The sequence below is a fragment of the Affinirhizobium capsici genome (genome assembly GCF_977018625.1).
This window is the reverse complement of sequence record NZ_CDRNXD010000004.1, coordinates 1,797,102-1,816,585: the sequence shown is the minus strand read 5'-3', so window position 1 is coordinate 1,816,585 and position 19,484 is coordinate 1,797,102. Positions and strand designations below refer to the sequence as shown.

The following is a 19,484-nucleotide window of genomic DNA, read 5'->3' as shown; positions in this document are numbered from 1 at the left end:
ACTTGTGCGCCGCGAGAGCCTGTACTTAAATGATAGCCGGAGCGGGGGGATAAGAATGAAAGCCAATGTTTTCGAAGTGCCGTTCAGGGATGTCGGCTTGCGCGGCGAGATGTTCAGTGCCGCCTACATCACCCATGCGGAAGAGGCGCTGTCCCGGTTCTGGGCCACGCGACAACCAGCATCATCCGATCCCGCTTTCTATGTCTCGAAAGTGTCCTGCACGTTGCTTCGCGCGCTCCACTTCGGCGAACGGGTAGAATGCACGGTGCGCGTCAGCAAGATTGGCGGCAGATCGGCAGGTTTCGTCATCATCATGTATCGCGGCGATGAACGGGTGGCCGAGGCAGAGGTGGTCTGGACTGCCTGCAACGATGAAAGCGGCAAGGCTGTGCCGCTTCCCGAGGAGCTTCGCGATTGGCTGTATAAATACCTCGATTAAGCTCTCTGAGGCAAAAGCGGATAGCCCACCATCACCGCACGCGCTGCCAGTGCGGCAATCACGGCCTTCAGGAGATCGCCGGGAATGAATGCCAGCGAACCCATCACCACCTTGTCGAACGGTGTGCCTGAAACCATTGAGAGCCACGGCATCCCAATGGCATAGACCACGACAATGCCGCCGATGAGGCTGGCAATCAGGAAGCCGCCGAACTGGCGTGCTGCCGTCTGGCCTTCACGCACAAACTGCTGCGCCACGAGACCTGCCACAAAGCTACCGATGATCCAGCCGAAAATGTAGCCGCCGGTCGGCCCCATCAACACGGCAAGGCCCCCGCGGCCGCCCGCCAGAACCGGCAGGCCAACGGCCACCAGAACCACCAGAAGCGCATAGGCCAGGGCGCCGCGCTTGGCGCCGATAATGCAGCCCGCCAGCATGACGCCCATGCTCTGCGCCGTGATGGGAACGGGAATAAGAGCAATGGTGACTGGCGGAATAAGGCCAAGAACGATGATGATAGCGGTGAAAAGCGCCGCAAGCACGAGATCTCTTGTATTCATGAAAGTCTCCCTCGAAGGCGAAGAGCCTCAAAAATTTATTCTTGTTGTGCGCTTTTCTGGCCGCGAATGCCGCGCGCGTCAATTGCCTCGGCAATGCTATCCGCATCCTTCAGCGTGGCGATAATCAGCGGCCCAATGGCGCGGTGCAGCCGGTAGGGAATGCCGCGTGCCTTATGCGCCTCGCGCAACGTTTCATGCCGTGCAGCGATTTCCGGCACGAAGCGAAGAACCAGACCCAAGGCGAGCCCCACATCGGCAGCACGAAAAAGGCCCAGCCGTTCCAGCGGTTGCGCAGCCTTGGTGAGGCAATCCATGAAGGCGGAAAGCGAAGTCGTCGCGGTCACAATGCTGGCCAGCACGACGATGGCAGGCAGGCGCAGTATCGTCACCAGTGCCTCCCTCGGGGACACGACGACGTAGTTCACCAGTGCCAGAAGCGCGATGGTGAAGAGAACCGGCTTGATGCGCTGCCAGAGGGGACCAGGCGTCAGCCCCACCTGCATGGCAAGCAGAAGCGCCGCAAGAAGCGCAAACCCAAGCACAACAGGGCTTTTCAACAGGGTAAGGATAATGCTGAGCACAAGCAGGCCGAACAGCTTGTAGCCCGCAGGCGCACGGTGCAGCCAGCTATTGCCTTCCATATGCAGGCTGGTCAGCATTCGGCAATCTCGCGGTAGCGGGCAATGGCATCCCCAGCTGCCCCATCAAAAACAATCTGCCCCTCATGAAACAAGAGAACACGGGGAAAATCCGCCAGCAGGTCAAGATCATGGCTGATGACGATGGCCTGCTCGGTAAGGCTTGCCAGAGTGCGCTTAACCAAACCCCGATTGCGTAAATCGAGCTGATTGGTCGGCTCATCGAAAATCAGAAGCTTCGGCTCTGTCACCATGACAGCGGCCAGCGCGGCAAGCTGCAATTGCCCGCCGGAAAGTTCATGCGGGCGCCGGTCGGCAAGCTCGGTCAAGCCAAAGCGGGCAAGCACGGCCTCCACCCGGTCCTCGACCTCTTTTCCCTTCAGTCCGCGGCTTTTCAACCCAAGCGCAATGTCTTCCCGAATGATCGGCAGAATGATCTGATTGCCGGGGTTCTGGAAAATAAAGCCGGTTGCCGCCCGCACCTTCGCCTCATCGACGACGGTATCCAACCCATCAAGCGTCACGCGCCCGGTGGTTGGCTTGGCAAGGCCATTGATCAGGCGCGCAAAGCTCGTCTTGCCGGAACCGTTCAGGCCAATCACACCCACACGGTTCTCCGTCAGCACCAGCGAAAGCGGATGCAGCGCCATGTGCTTGCCGAAGGAAAGGCTGGCATTGTCGAATGTGATGCGCACGCGCTGTTGATCCCGTAGGTCTTGTTTATGGCTTCTATAACGATGGTCCTTGCCGCGGCCAATGTTTTTCGACAGGGTGCGCTATTGAACAAAAGAAGAACGCGGGCTAGCCTGCAACCATGACGATTCTGCTCGACAATCTGCTGGCCCGTAACATCTTTCTGGAACGCCAAGGCCTTTCCGCCGCGCCCAACCGTGCTTTGGGCTGGCAGGGCCTTCAACACTTGATCGAAACCATCGGCTTTGTGCAGGTCGATAGCGTGCAGACCGTGGAGCGTGCCCATCATCAAATTCTCTTTTCGCGCAACCAGACGTATCGTCGCGAGGATCTGACGCGGCTTTTGGAGCGGGAACGCAGCCTGTTCGAACACTGGACGCATGATGCCTCCATCATTCCATCCGCCTTTTTCCGCTACTGGAAGCATCGCTTTCGGCGGCGTGAGCCGATCATTCTGGAGCGCTGGCGGCGCTGGCAAGGGGAGGGTTTTGATACGGCCTTTGAACAGACGCTGGCCCGTGTGCGCGAATCTGGCGCTGTCATGTCTCGCGATGTAAAGGCTGAAGATCACAAGTCCGGCGGCTGGTGGAACTGGCATCCCTCCAAAACTGCGCTGGAGTTCCTTTGGCATACCGGCCATCTGGCCATCACGCGGCGCGAAAACTTCCAGAAAGTCTATGACCTTGCAGAGCGGGTGATCCCGAAGGCGGATTACGAGGCCGAAGTCACCGAGGCAGATCTCGTGGATTGGGCCTGCCGCTCGGCCCTGGAACGGTTAGGCTTTGCGACATCCGGCGAACTTGCCGCCTTCTGGGATATCATCAAGCCGCAGGAAGCAAAGGCCTGGGTGGATAGTCACCTTGAGGAATTGCAGCCGGCGAGCATCATGTGCGTCGATGGCCGCCAGCGCCAGTCTTATGCATTTGCAGATCGTATAGCCGAGCTGATGAACGCGCCCGAGCCGCCTGCGCGCCTGCGGGTGCTTTCACCGTTCGATCCAGTGCTGAGGGACAGGGATCGTGCCGAGCGTCTCTTCGGCTTCAACTACCGAATTGAGATCTTCGTGCCGGAGCCGCAGCGAAAATATGGCTATTATGTCTTCCCGCTTCTGGAGGGAAACCGCATGATCGGCCGTATCGATGTGAAGGCGGAGCGGAAGGCCAGCGTTCTTGCCGTCAAGCGTCTATGGCTGGAGCCGGGCGTCAGGCTTTCGGCGGGACGCTTGTCGCGACTGGAGGCGGAACTTGCGCGCCTTGCACGCTTCACCGGCGTGGAGACGGTGGATTATCTGCCGGGTTGGACAGGAAACGATGATGGCTGAAGATGAGTACCATGTCGAACCGCGTGTCGTTGCGTTGGACGATTACATGCGGCTACGCTTGATTGCTGGCCTCACACCTTTCTCGCGAGAAGCGGCGGAAAAGGGCCTGCCGAATACGCAGTTCGGCGTCACGGTTTTTCTAGGAAATGAGGTTGTCGGCATGGGCCGCATCATTGGTGATGGTGGCTGCTTCTTCCAGATCACCGATATTGCTGTCGATCCCGCCCATCAGGGCAAAGGCTTGGGCAAGCGCATCATGGCGGCTCTGACGGATCACATTCGCAAAGCTTTCCCGGAAACCGCCTATGTGAGCCTGATTGCGGATGTACCGGCAAACAGGCTCTATCAGCAGTTCGGCTTCAAGGAGACCGCACCGCGCTCTGTCGGCATGGCCATGATCGTTGGCAAATAAAGCTTAGCGCACCTTGCCGGTCTGCCCGCGGTCGCGCAGGTAATGGTCGGCGAGGGCGCAGGCTACCATGGCTTCGCCAATCGGCGCGGCGCGAATGCCAACGCAGGGGTCGTGCCGGCCCTTGGTGCGTACTTCCACATTCTGGCCATCCGCATCGATGGACTGGCGCTCGGTCAGGATGGAGGATGTTGGCTTCACGGCAAAGCGCGCCACAATCGGTTGGCCCGTGGAAATGCCGCCCAGCACGCCGCCTGCATGGTTGGAGAGGAAAAGCGGCTTGCCATCATTGCCCATGCGCATTTCATCGGCGTTTTCTTCACCGCTCAGTTCAGCGGAGGCAAAGCCTTCACCGATCTCCACGCCCTTCACGGCATTGATGGACATCAGCAGCGAGGCAATATCCTGGTCGAGCTTGGAATAGATGGGGGCACCGAGGCCAGCGGGAACATTGTCCGCCACCACCTCAATCACCGCTCCGATGGAGGAGCCGGACTTGCGGATCTCATCCAGATAGGCTTCCCAAACCGGCACCATTTCCGGGTCCGGGCAGAAAAAGGGGTTGCGATCCACTTCTGCCCAATCCCAATTGTCGCGGTTGATCTTGTGCTTGCCGATCTGTGTCAGCGCGCCGCGAATGGTCACGCCCGGCACCACTTTGCGGGCGATTACGCCAGCGGCCACGCGGGCTGCCGTTTCGCGGGCGGAGGAGCGCCCGCCGCCGCGATAATCGCGAATGCCGTATTTCACGTCATAGGCAAAATCGGCATGGCCGGGGCGGTAACGGCGGGCAATCTCGCCGTAGTCCTTGGAGCGCTGGTCAGTGTTTTCAATCAGCATGGAAATGGGCGTGCCGGTGGTCGTCATGGTCACGCCGTCCTCGGACAGCATCACGCCGGAAAGCACCTTCACCACATCCTCTTCCCGCCGCTGGGTGACAAAGCGGGATTGACCGGGCTTGCGCTTGTCCATGAAAGACTGGATCTCATCCTGCGTCAAAGTCAGGCCGGAAGGGCAGCCATCCACCACACAGCCAAGTGCTGGTCCATGGCTCTCGCCCCAGGTGGTAACGCGGAAAAGATGACCGAATGTATTGTGCGACATGAGACCCGACCATTCGGCGGTTGAGACCGCCAGGATTTAGAAACGGCCTCTCTTTACGGGAAAACACCGGGCATAGGAAAGCGCTTTTACGGCCTCTCCGGTTCGCGCCTTGTGTTTTTATCCCGCTTTCAGGAAACCGCCCACGGCAACATTGCTGAAACTGTCGAAGGGCAGGGGCCGGGCAAAGGCATACCCCTGTAACAGGTCGCAACCCAGCTCACGCAGCATCTCCGCATGGTTCATGGTCTCCACCCCTTCCGCCACCGTTTCCACGCCAAGCGATTTCGCAATCTCGATGATCGAACGAACAAGCGCACGCTCCTGCGGTGAGGTAAGAATAGGCATGACCAGTTGCCGGTCGATTTTCAACCGCTTCGGGCGCAGCTTCAAAAGGCTGACGATGGAGGTGTGACCCGTGCCGAAATCATCGATCTCCACATCGATGCCGAGCGCCTTGATCTGCTCCAGATTGTTGGTCACCAAATCCTCGCTTTCATCAAGGAAGATGGATTCCACCAGTTCAAAGGAAATCCGCCCAGCGGTGATCGGAAGCGTCTTCAGCGTTTCAATCAAGGCCTCATCCCGCAAGCGCTTGGAGGAAACGTTGACGGACACTTTCGGTACATTCACTCCCATGGCGGCCCAGCGCATCTGATCTTTCAAAACGGTTTCCAGAACGATCTGGTCGAGATTGGCCGTTACGTTCAGGTCTTCTGCAATGCTGAGAAAGGCGTCTGGAGCCAGAAGGCCCCGATGCGGATGCTGCCAGCGCACCAACGCTTCCGCACCCGTCAATTCCTTGGTTTTCGCGCAAAACTGCGGCTGATACCAGGTAACGAACTGCTGCTCCTCAATCGCTGTCAAAAGCTCATCGGCTGTGCGCTTGTGCGTGATGATCTCTGCCTGAAGGTTCTGCGTGAAGAACTCAAAACGGTTGCGGCCCTGGTTCTTCGCACGGTAAAGCGCGATATCGGCATCCACCAGCATCTTTCGCCCATCCACGTTGAAGCCGCTCGCCTGGGCAATGCCGATGGAAACGCCGCAACGGCAAGAAAATCCCTCAAAATCCAAGGGTTGGCGAATTTCATTGATGATGCGCGCGGAAAGCTCTGCCATGGCATCGGCATCAGCACTATCCTTCACCACGATTACGAATTCGTCGCCACCGATGCGGGCTACCAGATCCTGCTGCTTCACATTGCGACGCAGAATGTTTGCCGCGTAAACCAGCATGGCATCACCTGCCGCATGGCCCAGCGTATCGTTGATCTGCTTGAAGCGATCGAGATCGAGATGCAGGATCGATACGTGGCTGCGGCGGTTCTGGCTTTCGCGGGTGAGCGTGTCGAGTTCCAGATCCAGCTTGCGGCGGTTGGCAAGGCTCGTCAGCGGGTCGTGCAGCGCATTGTGCTCGATCCTTTGTCGCGCCAATTCCAGCTCTACATTCTTTGCTTCGGCATCGTGTTTGGCTGCCTGCAATTGTTGGGTCAACTGCATATCCGCCGTCACGTCAAAGGCAATGCCAACCAGCTTCACAAAGCCGTCGCGCCCAATATGCGGTTTGCCGATGGAGCGAACATAGCGAAGGGAACCATCCGGCTGCGGTACGCGCACGGTCAGCGGCTCGCCGCTGGGCTTGTCCGGGAAGCGGGTTGCGAGGCGTTCGGCCAGATGGCGATCCTCAGGGTGGATCATCGCCAGCCAGCGCTCGTGCGAAATCAAGAGATTGGCGCCTTTCAGCCCATAAAGCTGGCACATGCGCTCATCCCACATTTCCGTGTGTGGTCCCGTCGAGCTTTCCCAGATGCCGCAATTATACGAAGCGAGCGCCAGGCTCAAACGGGTGGAAAGCTCCTCCAGTTCATGCTCACGGTTGGAAAGTTCATCCAACGCCAGTTCGAGTTCGGCATTCTTGATGTCGCTGTCGCGCTTGGCTTCGCGCAGCGTCTGGTTCATCAGCATGTCAGACGTCACATCCCACACAATGCCGGTCGTATGGCTTGTCAGATCGTTCTTGCGGTAGCTGGCGCCAGCCGATCGCAGATAGCGGATGTCGCCATTGGCCAGCATCACGCGATAGACGTTTACGCAGGGCTGCGTGGAGCAGATGCTGGTGAAGAAATGCGCTTCCGCTGCCGCAAGGTCATCGGCATGGATTGCGCTGAACCATTCTTCCAGCCTGTTGAGGGAGGCATCAGGCTCTTTTCCATGCAATGCAGCGGCTCGTTCATCCCAGATGAGAACATTGTCGCCCTTCACTTCCCACATGCCGATATTGGAGCTTTCCATGGCCATGTTGAAACGTTGCGACAGTTCGAGAAGATTGGATTCGCGTGCCTTGAGCTTGCGGATGTTGCGATTGCGCTCGCCAATCAACGCCGCTGCGATGAATGTGGGCACCAGAACCCCCGCACCGCCCAGCAGCAGGAACATGCGAAACGTCGCCTGATGTGGCGGGGTGGCATTCCAGCCCCCCTTGGGCAGGGCCATGATTTGCCATTGGATGGACGGCAATACTTCCACGGTTCTTAGGACCGGAGCGCTTGCTTTCATCGACGATTTGCCGAGGATCACGCTTTCCTGCGAACCGACGATTTGCACGATAGCAATGTCAAACAGAGAGCCATCTGTTGCAGCCACGGTGGCACTATAATCACGCTGCTCGTGAACTCCGCCTTCTCGAAGGAAAGCCGTGCGATCGAGAGCTAGAACGATTGAGCCCCAGTGCTTGTTTTCCTCCTGCATGACCGGCTGTATGATGAGGAGAAGGTCGAGCAAACGATCCTGTACCAGAACGGGGCCCAAAGTCTGCGCTGCATGATCCAGTCGATCAGCCAGGCTTCTCAACTGAGGGTCCCTGGCATGGGCCTTTAAGTCATGCGTGAAGCCGATGCGGCCGTCACGCGTGCGAAAATGTGAAAGCTTGTCGTTCGAAGCAAAGCCGATCGCCGACGTCGAGTGGCTAGCCGCAAGATGTTGGGCGACATCCTCATCCAGGGAGGCTGCCTTAAATTGTGCACGGTAACGCAGAAGACTGGATAGGTTCTCAGCAACCATCAGGTCGCGCCGCACCTGATTTTGTAGGTGCATCGCCGTATCCGCCAGCACTTCCTCGGCAGATTTGCGGCTGTGTTCACGGTAACTTGCGGTGCGACTGGAATCATACGCGATGCCGAAAAGCAGAAAGATAATGCCAAGCACGCAGGCAATCACAACAGGTGCACCACCGCGCAACTGAAAATGGCTGAGGCGCCTTGCCAGCGAAGTCAGACTTTTAAAGCGCACGCGCCTTCTCACCTCTCATAAATCGTGAGACTGACGCTAGGCGGTTGAAGTTAATTTCAGCTTTCGCGGGAAACACATTTTTCGCGGCATCAACTAAAATTCACAAGTCTTTTCAATTAATTATCCCGGAATAAAATGAGCGATGCTCGCATTTCGCCGCGAGATTGCAAAACCTATGGTTAGTAAAATATTATCCTTCCTGTTCAAAATGAAGGAATCATCGCGAGAAATTTCACATCGCTCGACTGGCCAAACCAAACATGACGCCTAAATGGCGTGATGCATCAGCCGAGGGTTATGGGCGAGGCGGTGTGGAAGACTGGAAAATGTCATCGTGAGGGGCGAATTTCGCCACAATCGACCGGCAAAAACTGTTTCGAAACAAAACATTCGTCATGTTCATGAAAGCGCTACATCCATGCGGATTCTGATTGCAGCCCTGTTGGCAACCGCGAGCCTTCTTTCGCCGCTTTCGGCAAGTGCACAAAGCATGGATGTCGAAGCGACCATCAAGGCCGTGGACGCGCAAAAACTCAATCTAACCTTGGATGATGGCAAGACCTACAAAGTGCCTGAAGAATTCAACTTTGAAGGGTTGAAGGCCGGCGTCAAGGTTGTTGTGTTCTATACTGTGGTAGATGGTAGCCGCGTCGTGGATGATCTTCAGATCGTTCAGTAAACACCACGGAAAAACTTGCAATCAGTTCCAGTCGGCTTTGCTGCCATCGCGGTCAATGATCAGCACACGGTCCTGCGGTATTTCGGTTTTCGACGCTTCCATCTCGTCCCATCCGCCCACCAGCTTCAAAATGGAGCGAATCACACCGCCGTGGCTGACACAGACGGTAGGCTGCTGAACGGATTGAAGCCATGCGCCCACGCGCCATGAAAGAATCTCATAGCTTTCGGCATCCTGGCCGGGAGGAATGAAGGACCATTTCTGGCGCGAGCGGGCTTTCAGCCTGTCTGGCGCAACAGAGCGAATATCATCCAGCGTATGCCCTTCCCAATCGCCGAATGAAAGTTCCACCAGCCGTTCGTCCGTGCGGTAGGAGAGGGGATCGAGCCCCATTTCCGCTCGTGCCAATTGCATGGTTTCCCGCGTGCGGGAGAGAGGTGAAGCCACGAAATCGAAGCTCTGAACATCCGGACCCAAAAGGGTCCGGAGTGTCTGTCCATTCTGGCGCGCTTGCCCACGGCCCTTGTCATTCAGGCCAATATCCTTTTGGCCCTGAAGCCTCCCCTCGGCATTCCAATCGGTCTGTCCGTGGCGGATCATGTAGATGAGCAAAGCGATGGCCTCGTCTTTAAACTCAGTCCTTGACGACCGAGATGTCCGGTGCATCAACGGCCTTCATGCCAATCACATGATAGCCGCTGTCGGCGTGGTGAACTTCGCCCGTCACCGAACGCGATAGATCGGAGAGCATGTAAAGGCCAACATCGCCCACTTCTTCGATGGTCACGGTCCGGCGCAGCGGCGCGTTATACTCGTTCCACTTCAGGATATAGCGGAAATCGCCGATACCGGAGGCGGCCAGCGTCTTGATCGGACCGGCGGAAATTGCGTTAACGCGAATGTTCTTCGGGCCAAGATCAACGGCCAGATACTTCACGCTGGCTTCCAGAGCCGCCTTGGCAACGCCCATGACGTTGTAGTTCGGCATGACCTTCTCGGCACCGTAATAGGTGAGGGTCAGCATGGAGCCGCCATCGGTCATCAGCTTTTCGGCGCGGCGTGCAACCGAGGTGAAGGAATAGACCGAGATCTGCATGGTCTTGGCAAAGTTTTCCGCCGAGGTATCCACGTAACGGCCGGTCAATTCATCCTTGTCGGAAAAGCCGATGGCATGGACGATGAAGTCGATCTTGCCCCAGACCTTTTCGATATGTTCGAAAACGGCATCGATGGAAGCCTCGTCCGACACATCGCAGTGACCGGCCAGAATGGCACCCAGTTCATCCGCCAAGGGCTCCACGCGCTTCTTCAACGCATCGCCCTGGTAGGTGAACGCCAATTCGCCGCCCTGTGCATGAATGGCCTTTGCAATACCCCAAGCGATCGAACGATTGTTCGCAACACCCATGATAATGCCACGTTTGCCTGCCATGAGGCCGGTTGCCTGCGCCATACGCTATCCCCTAAGAATAATCAGTGGTTTGCCTATGGCATAGCCCGCAACGTGGTTCAAGAAGCTCGCAGATCATCTGATGTAAGCACGCGTAATACAGCGTGCTTGTCCCATGAAAACGTCACAAAACCATCACACATACAGTCCGTAGCGCATATGCCGCATGAGATCGATGACCTTGTCATCCGGTTTTTCCCACAAAAGCACCCGGAACTCGACAATCAGGTCGCCGCGTTCGCCATCTTCCTTGAGTAGGCCAAGACCAGGTACACGGGCGATCTGGTCCGAGCCGGTCCAGGCCGGGATGGATACCGGAACCGAGCCGCCCAGTGTTTCAACCTGTGCCTCGCCACCCAGAACGGCATCCTCGAGCTTGATCTTCAGCACGGTGTGAAGATCATGGCCTTCCACGCGGAAGCGTTCATCGCGGGCAACATTGAGGGTCACCACAAGATCGCCGCGTTGCATGCCCTGCAACCGCAACCCCTGACCTTTGAGGCGAATTTGCTGGCCATCCGTCATGCCCGCTTCCAATGGCACACGAACCTCGCGGTCATCGGCAAGCTTGACGTGACTAGGCCTCAAGGCAATCATGTCCTCCAGCGTAACCGTGGCGATCATGGCGAGATCCGGCGCCTTTTCCGGCGGTGGAGCCTCGCCGCGAATCCGGCGCATCAAGGAGGAAATCAACTCAATGGCCTGAAGTGGCAAGGGCACAGGGGCCTTTGCGCCTTCAGCATGCTCGCCATCTGAAGTTTGGTGGTAATGCGTCTCGGCCTCGTGCTCGCCCGCATCTTTTCGCTCTGCCTGCTCCTGAGAAGAAGAGCCGGATGATCGTGCCTGAGCCTGAGATTGGCCCTGGGACTGGCCTTGAGACGGGCCTTGAGACGGGCCCTGAGTTGCCTTGCGCGGTTGCGCCGTCTGGGCACCACCGCCGCCTGCGCCGAAAATGCGCTCCACCATATCCTCGGCGCTTTCAGCTGCACCGGTTGATTGGGAATTGGCTTGCGATTGCGCCTGCGCTTGAGCGCGCTGTGCGTTTGCACGTGCCAGCTCTTCCATCACCTTTTCAGCGGCCTTGGCGCGTTCCTCCGCCTGCCGGGCAGCTTCACGCTGCTGCATGATGGTCTGGGCGGTTTCAAATCTCTTGTCGAAACGGCGACGGCGCTCCGGGTCTTTCAGAACTTCGTAGGCCTGCCCCACCTCGGCAAATCTTTTCGTGGCCATCGGATCATCCTGATTGTGATCGGGATGAAGCGATTTGGCTTTTGCACGCCAGGCTGCCTTGATCTCATCGGCACCGGCGTCTCTTTTCACGCCGAGAAGGGAATAAGGGTCACGCATCTTTCGCCACCGGTTCATGAAGCGGCACCAATGTGCCGCCGTGATCAACTCCGGCCAGTGACTTGGGTTCCGTTCTTCAAACCTCGTCCTGGCGCTTTGATGGCAAGACTAGCGGGCGAGAATCTAAAGATGGTTTTATAGATACTGTGAAAGTCGGATTAAGCTTAACCCGGAGTTTAGAGCCTCTGGCTCCGCTCAATTTTTCTGCGGCGCAAAGGACAGCATGTTCCATTCCGTACCCATGAGGCAGGCATTACCCCTTAGACGGGAAATACCCTCATAGGAGTGCCGTGTCGTCAGGAAGGTGCGGCAATGTTGATTTTCCATGCTGACTTCGCGGATCTCCGAAACCACGCCAGCGCTGCCCGTGGAAGTGTTTGCCCAGGGCAAAGGCGCAGAACCGAGTTTTACCAGATCTGCAGAGGAAACAGCGTTCAGGATCGTTTTCTCATCGGAAACTGATTCGGTGGTCCGGTTCGGGTTCGGCACCGTAGCGGTGGACAGTGTGCGGTCGACTTTGGGGCTGGAGCCGAAAAGATCCAAAGCGCCTGTCGTGCAGCCACTTACACATGCCGCAACAACCAAAACCGAGCAAAGTTTGATGATAGGTGAAAGCCTTGGCCGGGCACTGTTGATTAAGTTTTCGGTCACTGCCACCTTGCGTCCAATCACTTTAAGGTTCTAGGGCTGCATTCGATCAGATCGGGAGCATTTTAGTCAATATGTCTGAAGAACGGTTAACAAGCGGTGACTTCACTGCCGAAAGCGAGCCATTTGCGCTCTTTGCCCAATGGCTGAAGGATGCTGAGGCCTCTGAGATCAACGATCCTAACGCGGTGGCCCTTGCAACCGTGGATCATGAGGGCCTTCCCAATGTCCGCATGGTTTTGTTGAAGGGGTTCGATGAGCGCGGTTTCGTGTTCTATACCAATTTCGAGAGCCAGAAGGGACAGGAAATCCTGGGCCAGAAGAAGGCCGCCATGTGCTTTCATTGGAAATCGTTGCGCCGTCAGGTGCGCGTGCGCGGTCCGGTGACGGTTGTGACGGATGAGGAGGCGGATGCCTATTACGCATCGCGCCCGCGTGGCAGCCGCATCGGGGCTTGGGCCTCCAAGCAGTCGCGCCCGCTGGAAGGGCGATTTGCGCTGGAAAAGGCGGTGGCAGAATATACGGCAAAGTTTGCGATTGGCGAAATTCCGCGCCCACCCTTCTGGTCCGGCTTTCGTATCGAGCCAAGCTCCATCGAGTTCTGGCACGATCGCCAGTTCCGCCTGCATGACCGCGTGGAATTCCGCCGGAAAGGCGAGGGCTGGTCGAAGGTGCGCATGTATCCTTGATGTGCCACTTTATCCCGCGTGTTGATCGATATCATGCGCGGGATCGAATTTATGCCCCATAACGGGACTATGTGTTCTCATCCGACCAATGAAAGATGAGAGGTTATGCGGATAACGTGGTTTCTGTTGCTGGTGGCACTCATCGCCATCGTATTGAGTATCCCGATGATTGATCGTCAGTTTATCGCCGGAAGGCCGCCTGCCCATGCCTCCGGTGATGACAGCCCGCTTCTGCCCGCGCCGCAGCGCCAGCAGCCGTGAACTTTGCATAAGTTTTCCTGATCGAATTATCAGAGACGTTCAACGTTTCGAATGGGAAATTTCCGTGTTGCGCCTCTTGGCGCAACATTCTTTCGATCCTTCGCAATGGGCCAGAAAACCCTTGACCCGTCGCAGTTGCAGGCTTTCAGTGGCCAAAATTTACGCCACATTTGCGATTGAGGAGAAGATTATGGCCGTCAGCACCCAACCCCGCAGCACCACCTGGACCTTTGTGGATGGGGAGTGGATCAGTGGCAACCCGCCGCTTATCGGCCCAACCTCCCACGCCATGTGGCTGGGTTCCACGGTGTTTGACGGTGCGCGCTGGTTCGATGGCATCTCGCCCGATCTTGATCTTCACTGCCAGCGCGTCAACCGCTCTGCCGTCAACATGGGCATGAAGCCCACCATGACAGCGCAGGAAATCGAGGCACTTTCGCTGGAAGGCGTGAAGAAGTTCGATGGCAAGACGGCCATCTACATCAAGCCGATGTACTGGTCAGAGCATGGCTCGCCCTTGTCCATCGTGGCCCCTGATCCTGAATCCACACGCTTTGCGCTTTGCCTGTTCGAAGCGCCCATGCATACGGCCAAGCCCGGTTCGCTCACCGTTTCTCCCTTCCGCCGTCCAAACCCCGAAGTGGCGATGACCGGTGCCAAGACTGGCAGCCTTTATCCCAATAGCGGCCGTGCCATCATTGAAGCGCACAGCCGAGGTTTCGATAATGCCCTGATGCGCGATATGAACGGAAATGTGGCTGAAACCGCTTCTTCCAACGTCTTCCTCGTCAAGGATGGCGTGGTGATGACCCCGGTTGCCAACGGCACCTTCCTGGCGGGCATCACCCGGTCTCGTGTCATCGGCCTGCTTCGCGCAGCCGGTCACGATGTGCGCGAATGCACCCTGACGGTCGAGGATTTCAAGAAGGCCGACGAGATCTTCACCTCTGGCAATTATTCCAAGATCGTGCCGATCAACAAGCTCGACGATCAGTCCTTCCAGGAAGGCCCCGTCGCCCGCAAGGCACTGGAGCTTTACATGGATTGGGCGCGTTCCGGCAAAAAGGCCGCTGCCTGATCTTCAGATTACGATGAGGAAGGGCGCGGCATTCGCGCCCTTCTTTATTTGACGGTAGCCAAAGCCTGCCGCGCAAGCGCGGGATCGTTCACCAGAAAGCCGCTCACCCCTGCGGCCTGCATTTTCCGCAGATGGACGGGTTCGAAATCACCCACCTCGCGGCCCGTTCCCCAGCCGCCCACGGTCATCCACATCGAGCGCCCATTCGCTGCAAGCCGCGCGACGCGCTCCACGGATGTCTGGCTTTCCCAAAGCCGCAGTGCCGTGCCGCCCAGGATGAAGAACGCCTCATCCTCGCTTTCCTCACCGTTCAAGAGGCCAAGGATCGGCAGCGCCGTATGCTCACGGCAAAACGCCACGGATTGAAGACTATGGAGCCCCAGAACGACATTCTTTCTTTGGTGAATATCGAGACATTCCAAAAGACTTAGAAGCGTTGGCGGATTCTCTTCCTTTACATCAAGAAGAAGCAATGTGCTTTCAGGAATGCAGGAGAGCGCTGCCTCGAAAGCGGGCGCGACCGGCTCGCCTTCGGCCTTGATCGAGGCAAGGGCGGCTGAGTGCATGTCTGCGATCAGTTCAGGCCTTCCGGCCAGCCGCAAGTCCGCATCGTGTGCGCACACAAAGACGCCGTCGGCACTGCGGCGAATATCCACCTCAATACCCTGCGCACCCTCTTCGAGAGCTGCTTCCCATGCGGGTTCCGAATTCTCGCGAAAGCGGGCAGAAAAGCCACGATGCGCAATCAGCAGTGCCATGTCAGCGATTCTCAAACGTGACGGGCTGCCGATTATGCTTGACGGGACCGGGAAGAAAAGCCGCCCCGCGGTCAGAAGGGCGGCTGCAAAACCTTAACCCAGAGATTTCTGGATGGTTTTCAACATGGCAAGATGGGTTTCAATGGCGGGAACAGCCACCATGGAAGCGCCGCGCGCCATCTCGTCCTTGCCATTTCGGGCATAGTCCTTGTGGATTGCCATTAGCTCTTCGTGGCCCTGGATCTGGCCCTCGACATACATTTTGTCGAATTCTGCGCCTTTGGCATCCTTCAGCTTTTGCAGCATGGCCATGTGCTTTTCATCCAGACCCGCAGAGCCCGGCTTGGCCCCAAAGGCTTCTGCCACGGCTTTCTGTTCGCCGATTTCAAGCTCCGCAAAGCTTTTGACAGCGGGGGAAGAGCCCTGCTGAACCGCAAGCTTGCTGGTTTCGGTGGCAAAGTCGCCGCCCATCAGCGCCTTCATTTTTGCGCTATCCTGCTTTTTGCCCTGTGCCATGGCCGTGCCTGTCAGTGCGCCGGTCAGTGGAAGTGTACCTGCCAGCGCCACGCCGGCCAGAATGTGACGTCTATTCATGGTTTTTCGCTCCTTGGGTCCGCCCGGCTGGCGAACCGGCCAAAGCGACTGAAGTTGCAGAGAGCGTTTGGAATTCCTTGCGAATTATGGCAGCTGGCCGTTGCCTCTTGGCTGTTCGGCACCTATGTTCCGGCTCAACCTCATTTCAAGGTTCCTGCCGCAAAGGAGTAAGATCATGGCTTTTGAACTTCCCGAACTCCCCTATGCTTACGATGCTCTGAACCCGTATATGTCGGCGGAAACGCTGGAATATCACCACGACAAGCATCACAAGGCCTATGTGGATAACGGCAACAAGCTGGCGGCAGAAGCTGGCATGGCCGATCTCTCCGTCGAGGATGTCGTCAAGAAGTCCTTCGGCACTCACCAGGGCCTCTTCAACAACGCTGCCCAGCACTACAACCACATCCATTTCTGGAAGTGGATGAAGAAAGATGGCGGCGGTAACAAGCTTCCCGGCAAGCTTCAGGCCGCAATTGATTCCGATCTGGGCGGCTATGACAAGTTCAAGGCCGATTTCGTCGCTGCAGGCACCACGCAGTTCGGCTCCGGCTGGGCCTGGCTTTCGGTGAAGAACGGCAAGCTCGAAATCTCCAAGACCCCGAACGGTGAGAACCCGCTGGTTCATGGCGCGTCGCCAATCCTCGGCGTCGATGTCTGGGAACATTCCTATTATATCGACTACCGCAATGCGCGTCCAAAGTATCTCGAAGCCTTTGTCGATAACCTGATCAACTGGGATTACGTACTGGAAATGTACGAAGCTGCTTCCAAGTAAGCTTAACCAAATTCGCTTTTAACCAAATGCGCCCGGCCGGTTCATCCGCCGGGCGCATTTGTGTTTATGAAGTAAATAAACCTCCACCTTTGGTGGAGGTCATGACTTGCTTTGTCCGGCTTGTCACCTCGCTGTCACACGCCGCGCTTAATCAGCGCTCATGATTGAAGAACCGCTCCTCAGCTTCGGTGTTATTGCCGATCCACAATATGCCGATCAGAACGATGACCCGGCAATGAACCGCTATTTCCGCAACAGCTTGAGCAAGCTGGCAGAGGCTATAGCGACATTCGAAGGCGAAGACCTTTCCTTCATCATCACGCTGGGCGACCTGATTGACAGGGGATGGAGCAATTTCGATGCGCCGATGGATGTCTATCGCCGGTCCCGCCATGAAATCTTATTTCTTGCGGGCAATCATGACTTCCTCGTGGAGCCGGAAAAACTTTCAGATGTGCGCGTGCGGCTCGACATGCCACGAAACTATTATGCCTTCAGCCGCTCTGGCATCCGGTTCCTGGTGACGGATGGCTGCGAGGAAAGCCTGTTTGCCGCCGGTGTTGATGCCGCAGCACGGAAAAAGGCTGAATACCGGCTTGATCGTCTGATCGAGGCGGGTGCGCCGAATGCAAAGGATTGGAATGCAGGGATCTCGGATGATCAGTTGCAGTGGATTGCTGGCGAACTGCGGCGTGCCCACGATCTTGGTCAGCAGGTGATCGTCTTCAACCACTATCCCCTGCTTCCCTTTACCGATCACAGCCTGTGGGATGCGGATGTGCTTTCCAGCCTCTTGTCCAGCCAGAGCCATGTGCGGGCCTATATGAGCGGGCATGACCACCGGGGAGGGCTGGCGCAACAGGCGGGTTGCTGGTTCCTGAACTTCAAGGGCATGGTGGATACAGAGCGGGAAAACGCTTTCGCGATTGTCGATATCTTCCCCGATCGGCTGGAGGTACGCGGTTTCGGGCGCGAGACAAGCCGCACATTACGCGCCTGAAGCCGGGCTGCTTCACAAACATCACCATAGCCCAAGGCAATGGGGAATAAATGGCCATCTTCACAAGTTTGTGTGGCCATAAAAACGCCATTTCTTTCAATGGTCTACTGTGTAATCTGCGTTACGTTTGGAAGAGCTGCGCAAGGCGTGCGGGCTCGTGAGAGGGAGAATGCCATGAAGTTCAAATTTGCGACTGCCGCCGCACTTGTCATCTGTCTTGGTGCCGCTGCCGCCGGTGCAGCGGATGAGCCGCAACTGGTTCGCCAGGGCCTGATGAAGCAGATCGGCGCGTCGGTCGGTGCGCTCGCTGCCATTGCCAAGGGCGAAAAGCCCTATGATGCCGAGGTGGTGAAGAAGTCGCTGACCACGATCTCCGCCTCTGCCAAGGATTTCCCGAACCATTTCCCGGCTGGTTCTGAAACTGGCCAGAATACCCAAGCGGCTCCCGCCATCTGGCAGAATATGGATGACTTCAAGGCGAAGTCCCTGAAGCTCTCTGCGGATGCTGAAACAGTTCTCGCCTCCATGCCGGCAGATCAGGCAGCCGTTGGCCAGGCGATGAAAACCATCGGTGCGGATTGCAGCTCCTGCCATCAGGCCTACCGCCTGAAGCGCTAGAGCATGTGGCGCAAAATTGTGCAGCGATTTTGCGCCAAGAACATGCGTAAAACAAAGACCTGAGGCGTGGGGAGCGGATCTGAAAGATCTCGATACGCTTTAAGTTTTTGGCATTCTCTCTATTGCTGCAGTCTGTATAGTCAGGCTGCAGCAATTTTTTGTGCCACTTGGCGCTCATCAAAATCCAATCGGCAACGAAACATCGGTAAGAGATATGGCATCCACCCTGGCGAAGTTTTTGATGGCGGGCTCAATAGTGGTGGCCGGTGGTGCAGCCGTCGCTTACGCCCTTACCAAGCCTCAGCCGCACCCGGCGCAATATTGGGCCAATCTTGGCCAGCCGGATGTGGCCAATGGCGAAAAGCTTTTCTGGGCGGGCGGCTGCGTCAGCTGTCATGCCGCCACCGGCGCCAAGGGTGAGGATCAGAAGGTGCTCTCCGGCGGCCACAAGCTGCCCACCCCATTCGGCACCTTCAACGTTCCCAATATTTCACCAGACCCGAAGGCCGGAATTGGGAGTTGGACGCTTGCGCAGTTCGGCGACGCCATGACGCGCGGCGTCGGGCCGAACGGCGAACACCTTTACCCGTCCTTCCCCTATAGCTCCTATGCGCGCATGACGCCCAAGGATGTGAACGACCTCTTCGGCTACATCAAAACCTTAGCCGCCAGCAGCAATGTCGCTCCTGCGCATGAGTTGGGCTTCCCCTACAATATGCGTGTGTCTCTCGGCGGCTGGAAGTTCCTGTTCTTCAGCGACAAGCCGCGCGTGGAAATTGCCAATGCCAGCGATCAGGTCAAGCGCGGCCAATATCTGGTTGAAGGTCCAGGGCATTGCGGCGAATGCCACACGCCGCGCAACGCACTGGGTGGCTTGCAGCTGGATCAATGGCTGGCCGGTGGTCCCAATCCGGAAGGCGAGGGCAAAATCCCCAATATTACGCCGGGTTCCGAGACCATCGGAAAGTGGAGTGAGGAAGAGATTGCCAGCTATCTGGAAACCGGCTTCACCCCGGATTTCGATAGTGTCGGCGGCACCATGGCCGAAGTTCAACAGAACATCGCCCATTTGCCGAAGGAAGATATTCAGGCAATCGCTGCCTATCTCAAGGCCGTACCGAAGAAGTAGCAGCGC

Annotated in this window: 22 protein-coding genes; 11 read left to right on the top strand and 11 right to left on the bottom strand. The window is 57.2% G+C overall.

Features of this window, described 5'->3' with window-relative positions; genetic code table 11:
- The first annotated feature begins 55 nt into the window (after positions 1 to 55).
- Positions 56 to 439, top strand: a complete 384-nt coding sequence (locus tag AC0JZ1_RS12205; RefSeq protein WP_471882628.1) for an acyl-CoA thioesterase — start codon at positions 56 to 58, stop codon at positions 437 to 439.
- On the opposite strand, the gene AC0JZ1_RS12200 is transcribed toward AC0JZ1_RS12205, so the two are convergent.
- From AC0JZ1_RS12200 to AC0JZ1_RS12190, 3 genes are read right to left on the bottom strand one after another with little or no spacing between them, the layout of a single operon-like run.
- Positions 436 to 999, bottom strand: coding sequence for a biotin transporter BioY (locus AC0JZ1_RS12200; RefSeq protein ID WP_471882627.1), 564 nt, complete (start codon positions 997 to 999; stop codon positions 436 to 438). The genes AC0JZ1_RS12205 and AC0JZ1_RS12200 overlap by 4 nt on opposite strands.
- Positions 1,000 to 1,034: 35 nt before the next feature.
- Positions 1,035 to 1,658, bottom strand: coding sequence for an energy-coupling factor transporter transmembrane component T family protein (locus AC0JZ1_RS12195; protein ID WP_471882626.1), 624 nt, complete (start codon positions 1,656 to 1,658; stop codon positions 1,035 to 1,037).
- Positions 1,652 to 2,332, bottom strand: coding sequence for an energy-coupling factor ABC transporter ATP-binding protein (locus tag AC0JZ1_RS12190; RefSeq protein WP_471882625.1), 681 nt, complete (start codon positions 2,330 to 2,332; stop codon positions 1,652 to 1,654). The genes AC0JZ1_RS12195 and AC0JZ1_RS12190 overlap by 7 nt, the downstream gene beginning before the upstream one ends.
- 119 nt (positions 2,333 to 2,451) lie before the next feature.
- On the opposite strand from AC0JZ1_RS12190, the gene AC0JZ1_RS12185 reads away from it, so the two are divergent.
- Positions 2,452 to 3,651, top strand: a complete 1,200-nt coding sequence (locus AC0JZ1_RS12185; protein ID WP_471882624.1) for a winged helix-turn-helix domain-containing protein — start codon at positions 2,452 to 2,454, stop codon at positions 3,649 to 3,651.
- Complete coding sequence (locus tag AC0JZ1_RS12180) at positions 3,641 to 4,063, top strand: GNAT family N-acetyltransferase (RefSeq protein WP_471882623.1); 423 nt, start codon at positions 3,641 to 3,643, stop codon at positions 4,061 to 4,063. The genes AC0JZ1_RS12185 and AC0JZ1_RS12180 overlap by 11 nt, the downstream gene beginning before the upstream one ends.
- A gap of 3 nt (positions 4,064 to 4,066) precedes the next feature.
- Here the strand turns inward: AC0JZ1_RS12180 and aroC are convergent, their stop codons facing one another.
- Together aroC and AC0JZ1_RS12170 are read right to left on the bottom strand one after the other, a co-directional pair.
- The gene (aroC, locus tag AC0JZ1_RS12175; RefSeq protein WP_471882622.1) at positions 4,067 to 5,164 is read right to left on the bottom strand and encodes a chorismate synthase; all 1,098 of its coding nucleotides are present in this window, start codon (positions 5,162 to 5,164) and stop codon (positions 4,067 to 4,069) included.
- A 117-nt stretch (positions 5,165 to 5,281) separates the two neighbouring features.
- Positions 5,282 to 8,449: a bifunctional diguanylate cyclase/phosphodiesterase gene (locus AC0JZ1_RS12170; protein ID WP_471882621.1), complete on the bottom strand. Its 3,168-nt coding sequence runs from the start codon at positions 8,447 to 8,449 to the stop codon at positions 5,282 to 5,284.
- Between the two features lie 418 nt (positions 8,450 to 8,867).
- Between AC0JZ1_RS12170 and AC0JZ1_RS12165 the strand changes: the two genes are divergently transcribed.
- Entirely contained in the window at positions 8,868 to 9,128 is a 261-nt protein-coding gene (locus AC0JZ1_RS12165) for a DUF1344 domain-containing protein (protein WP_471883432.1), read from the top strand.
- A 21-nt stretch (positions 9,129 to 9,149) separates the two neighbouring features.
- Here AC0JZ1_RS12165 and AC0JZ1_RS12160 read toward each other — a convergent pair whose 3' ends face one another.
- The 4 genes from AC0JZ1_RS12160 to AC0JZ1_RS12145 all read right to left on the bottom strand — a co-directional run bounded on the left by AC0JZ1_RS12160 (position 9,150) and on the right by AC0JZ1_RS12145 (position 12,576).
- On the bottom strand, positions 9,150 to 9,740 hold the full coding sequence (locus AC0JZ1_RS12160; protein ID WP_471883431.1) for a histidine phosphatase family protein: 591 nt from the start codon (positions 9,738 to 9,740) through the stop codon (positions 9,150 to 9,152).
- 22 nt (positions 9,741 to 9,762) lie between these two features.
- Positions 9,763 to 10,581: an enoyl-ACP reductase FabI gene (fabI, locus tag AC0JZ1_RS12155; RefSeq protein ID WP_471882620.1), complete on the bottom strand. Its 819-nt coding sequence runs from the start codon at positions 10,579 to 10,581 to the stop codon at positions 9,763 to 9,765.
- 132 nt (positions 10,582 to 10,713) lie between these two features.
- On the bottom strand, positions 10,714 to 11,943 hold the full coding sequence (locus tag AC0JZ1_RS12150; RefSeq protein ID WP_471882619.1) for a J domain-containing protein: 1,230 nt from the start codon (positions 11,941 to 11,943) through the stop codon (positions 10,714 to 10,716).
- A 177-nt stretch (positions 11,944 to 12,120) separates the two neighbouring features.
- Entirely contained in the window at positions 12,121 to 12,576 is a 456-nt protein-coding gene (locus AC0JZ1_RS12145) for an RT0821/Lpp0805 family surface protein (protein WP_471882618.1), read from the bottom strand.
- 71 nt (positions 12,577 to 12,647) lie between these two features.
- On the opposite strand from AC0JZ1_RS12145, the gene pdxH reads away from it, so the two are divergent.
- From pdxH to AC0JZ1_RS12130, 3 genes are all read left to right on the top strand, one after another.
- The gene (pdxH, locus tag AC0JZ1_RS12140) at positions 12,648 to 13,262 is read left to right on the top strand and encodes a pyridoxamine 5'-phosphate oxidase (RefSeq protein ID WP_471882617.1); all 615 of its coding nucleotides are present in this window, start codon (positions 12,648 to 12,650) and stop codon (positions 13,260 to 13,262) included.
- 105 nt (positions 13,263 to 13,367) lie between these two features.
- Positions 13,368 to 13,523: a hypothetical protein gene (locus AC0JZ1_RS12135; RefSeq protein WP_471882616.1), complete on the top strand. Its 156-nt coding sequence runs from the start codon at positions 13,368 to 13,370 to the stop codon at positions 13,521 to 13,523.
- 190 nt (positions 13,524 to 13,713) lie between these two features.
- Complete coding sequence (locus AC0JZ1_RS12130) at positions 13,714 to 14,601, top strand: branched-chain amino acid aminotransferase (protein ID WP_471882615.1); 888 nt, start codon at positions 13,714 to 13,716, stop codon at positions 14,599 to 14,601.
- A gap of 44 nt (positions 14,602 to 14,645) precedes the next feature.
- Here the strand turns inward: AC0JZ1_RS12130 and AC0JZ1_RS12125 are convergent, their stop codons facing one another.
- Positions 14,646 to 15,359, bottom strand: a complete 714-nt coding sequence (locus AC0JZ1_RS12125) for a glycerophosphodiester phosphodiesterase (RefSeq protein ID WP_471882614.1) — start codon at positions 15,357 to 15,359, stop codon at positions 14,646 to 14,648.
- 93 nt (positions 15,360 to 15,452) lie between these two features.
- Positions 15,453 to 15,953, bottom strand: coding sequence for a DUF4142 domain-containing protein (locus tag AC0JZ1_RS12120; RefSeq protein WP_471882613.1), 501 nt, complete (start codon positions 15,951 to 15,953; stop codon positions 15,453 to 15,455).
- A gap of 175 nt (positions 15,954 to 16,128) precedes the next feature.
- Between AC0JZ1_RS12120 and AC0JZ1_RS12115 the strand changes: the two genes are divergently transcribed.
- From AC0JZ1_RS12115 to AC0JZ1_RS12100, 4 genes are all read left to right on the top strand, one after another.
- On the top strand, positions 16,129 to 16,731 hold the full coding sequence (locus AC0JZ1_RS12115) for a superoxide dismutase (protein WP_471882612.1): 603 nt from the start codon (positions 16,129 to 16,131) through the stop codon (positions 16,729 to 16,731).
- A gap of 160 nt (positions 16,732 to 16,891) precedes the next feature.
- Positions 16,892 to 17,731, top strand: a complete 840-nt coding sequence (locus AC0JZ1_RS12110) for a metallophosphoesterase (RefSeq protein ID WP_471882611.1) — start codon at positions 16,892 to 16,894, stop codon at positions 17,729 to 17,731.
- Positions 17,732 to 17,905: 174 nt separating this feature from the next.
- On the top strand, positions 17,906 to 18,349 hold the full coding sequence (locus tag AC0JZ1_RS12105) for a c-type cytochrome (protein WP_471882610.1): 444 nt from the start codon (positions 17,906 to 17,908) through the stop codon (positions 18,347 to 18,349).
- Between the two features lie 214 nt (positions 18,350 to 18,563).
- A complete protein-coding gene (locus AC0JZ1_RS12100; protein WP_471882609.1) occupies positions 18,564 to 19,478 on the top strand; it encodes a c-type cytochrome in 915 nt (304 codons plus the stop codon).
- Positions 19,479 to 19,484: the final 6 nt, after the last annotated feature.

Excerpts from the sequence above, each read along its gene's own strand:
- AC0JZ1_RS12165 (WP_471883432.1), top strand. The coding sequence starts at position 8,868 with ATGCGGATTCTGATTGCAGCCCTGTTGGCAACCGCGAGCCTTCTTTCG.
- AC0JZ1_RS12185 (WP_471882624.1), top strand. The coding sequence starts at position 2,452 with ATGACGATTCTGCTCGACAATCTGCTGGCCCGTAACATCTTTCTGGAA.
- AC0JZ1_RS12110 (WP_471882611.1), top strand. The coding sequence starts at position 16,892 with ATGATTGAAGAACCGCTCCTCAGCTTCGGTGTTATTGCCGATCCACAA.
- AC0JZ1_RS12105 (WP_471882610.1), top strand. The coding sequence starts at position 17,906 with ATGAAGTTCAAATTTGCGACTGCCGCCGCACTTGTCATCTGTCTTGGT.
- AC0JZ1_RS12130 (WP_471882615.1), top strand. The coding sequence starts at position 13,714 with ATGGCCGTCAGCACCCAACCCCGCAGCACCACCTGGACCTTTGTGGAT.
- AC0JZ1_RS12180 (WP_471882623.1), top strand. The coding sequence starts at position 3,641 with ATGATGGCTGAAGATGAGTACCATGTCGAACCGCGTGTCGTTGCGTTG.
- aroC (WP_471882622.1), bottom strand. The coding sequence starts at position 5,164 with ATGTCGCACAATACATTCGGTCATCTTTTCCGCGTTACCACCTGGGGC.
- pdxH (WP_471882617.1), top strand. The coding sequence starts at position 12,648 with ATGTCTGAAGAACGGTTAACAAGCGGTGACTTCACTGCCGAAAGCGAG.
- AC0JZ1_RS12150 (WP_471882619.1), bottom strand. The coding sequence starts at position 11,943 with ATGAACCGGTGGCGAAAGATGCGTGACCCTTATTCCCTTCTCGGCGTG.
- fabI (WP_471882620.1), bottom strand. The coding sequence starts at position 10,581 with ATGGCGCAGGCAACCGGCCTCATGGCAGGCAAACGTGGCATTATCATG.
- AC0JZ1_RS12125 (WP_471882614.1), bottom strand. The coding sequence starts at position 15,359 with ATGGCACTGCTGATTGCGCATCGTGGCTTTTCTGCCCGCTTTCGCGAG.
- AC0JZ1_RS12100 (WP_471882609.1), top strand. The coding sequence starts at position 18,564 with ATGGCATCCACCCTGGCGAAGTTTTTGATGGCGGGCTCAATAGTGGTG.
- AC0JZ1_RS12135 (WP_471882616.1), top strand. The coding sequence starts at position 13,368 with ATGCGGATAACGTGGTTTCTGTTGCTGGTGGCACTCATCGCCATCGTA.
- AC0JZ1_RS12195 (WP_471882626.1), bottom strand. The coding sequence starts at position 1,658 with ATGCTGACCAGCCTGCATATGGAAGGCAATAGCTGGCTGCACCGTGCG.
- AC0JZ1_RS12120 (WP_471882613.1), bottom strand. The coding sequence starts at position 15,953 with ATGAATAGACGTCACATTCTGGCCGGCGTGGCGCTGGCAGGTACACTT.
- AC0JZ1_RS12205 (WP_471882628.1), top strand. The coding sequence starts at position 56 with ATGAAAGCCAATGTTTTCGAAGTGCCGTTCAGGGATGTCGGCTTGCGC.
- AC0JZ1_RS12200 (WP_471882627.1), bottom strand. The coding sequence starts at position 999 with ATGAATACAAGAGATCTCGTGCTTGCGGCGCTTTTCACCGCTATCATC.
- AC0JZ1_RS12115 (WP_471882612.1), top strand. The coding sequence starts at position 16,129 with ATGGCTTTTGAACTTCCCGAACTCCCCTATGCTTACGATGCTCTGAAC.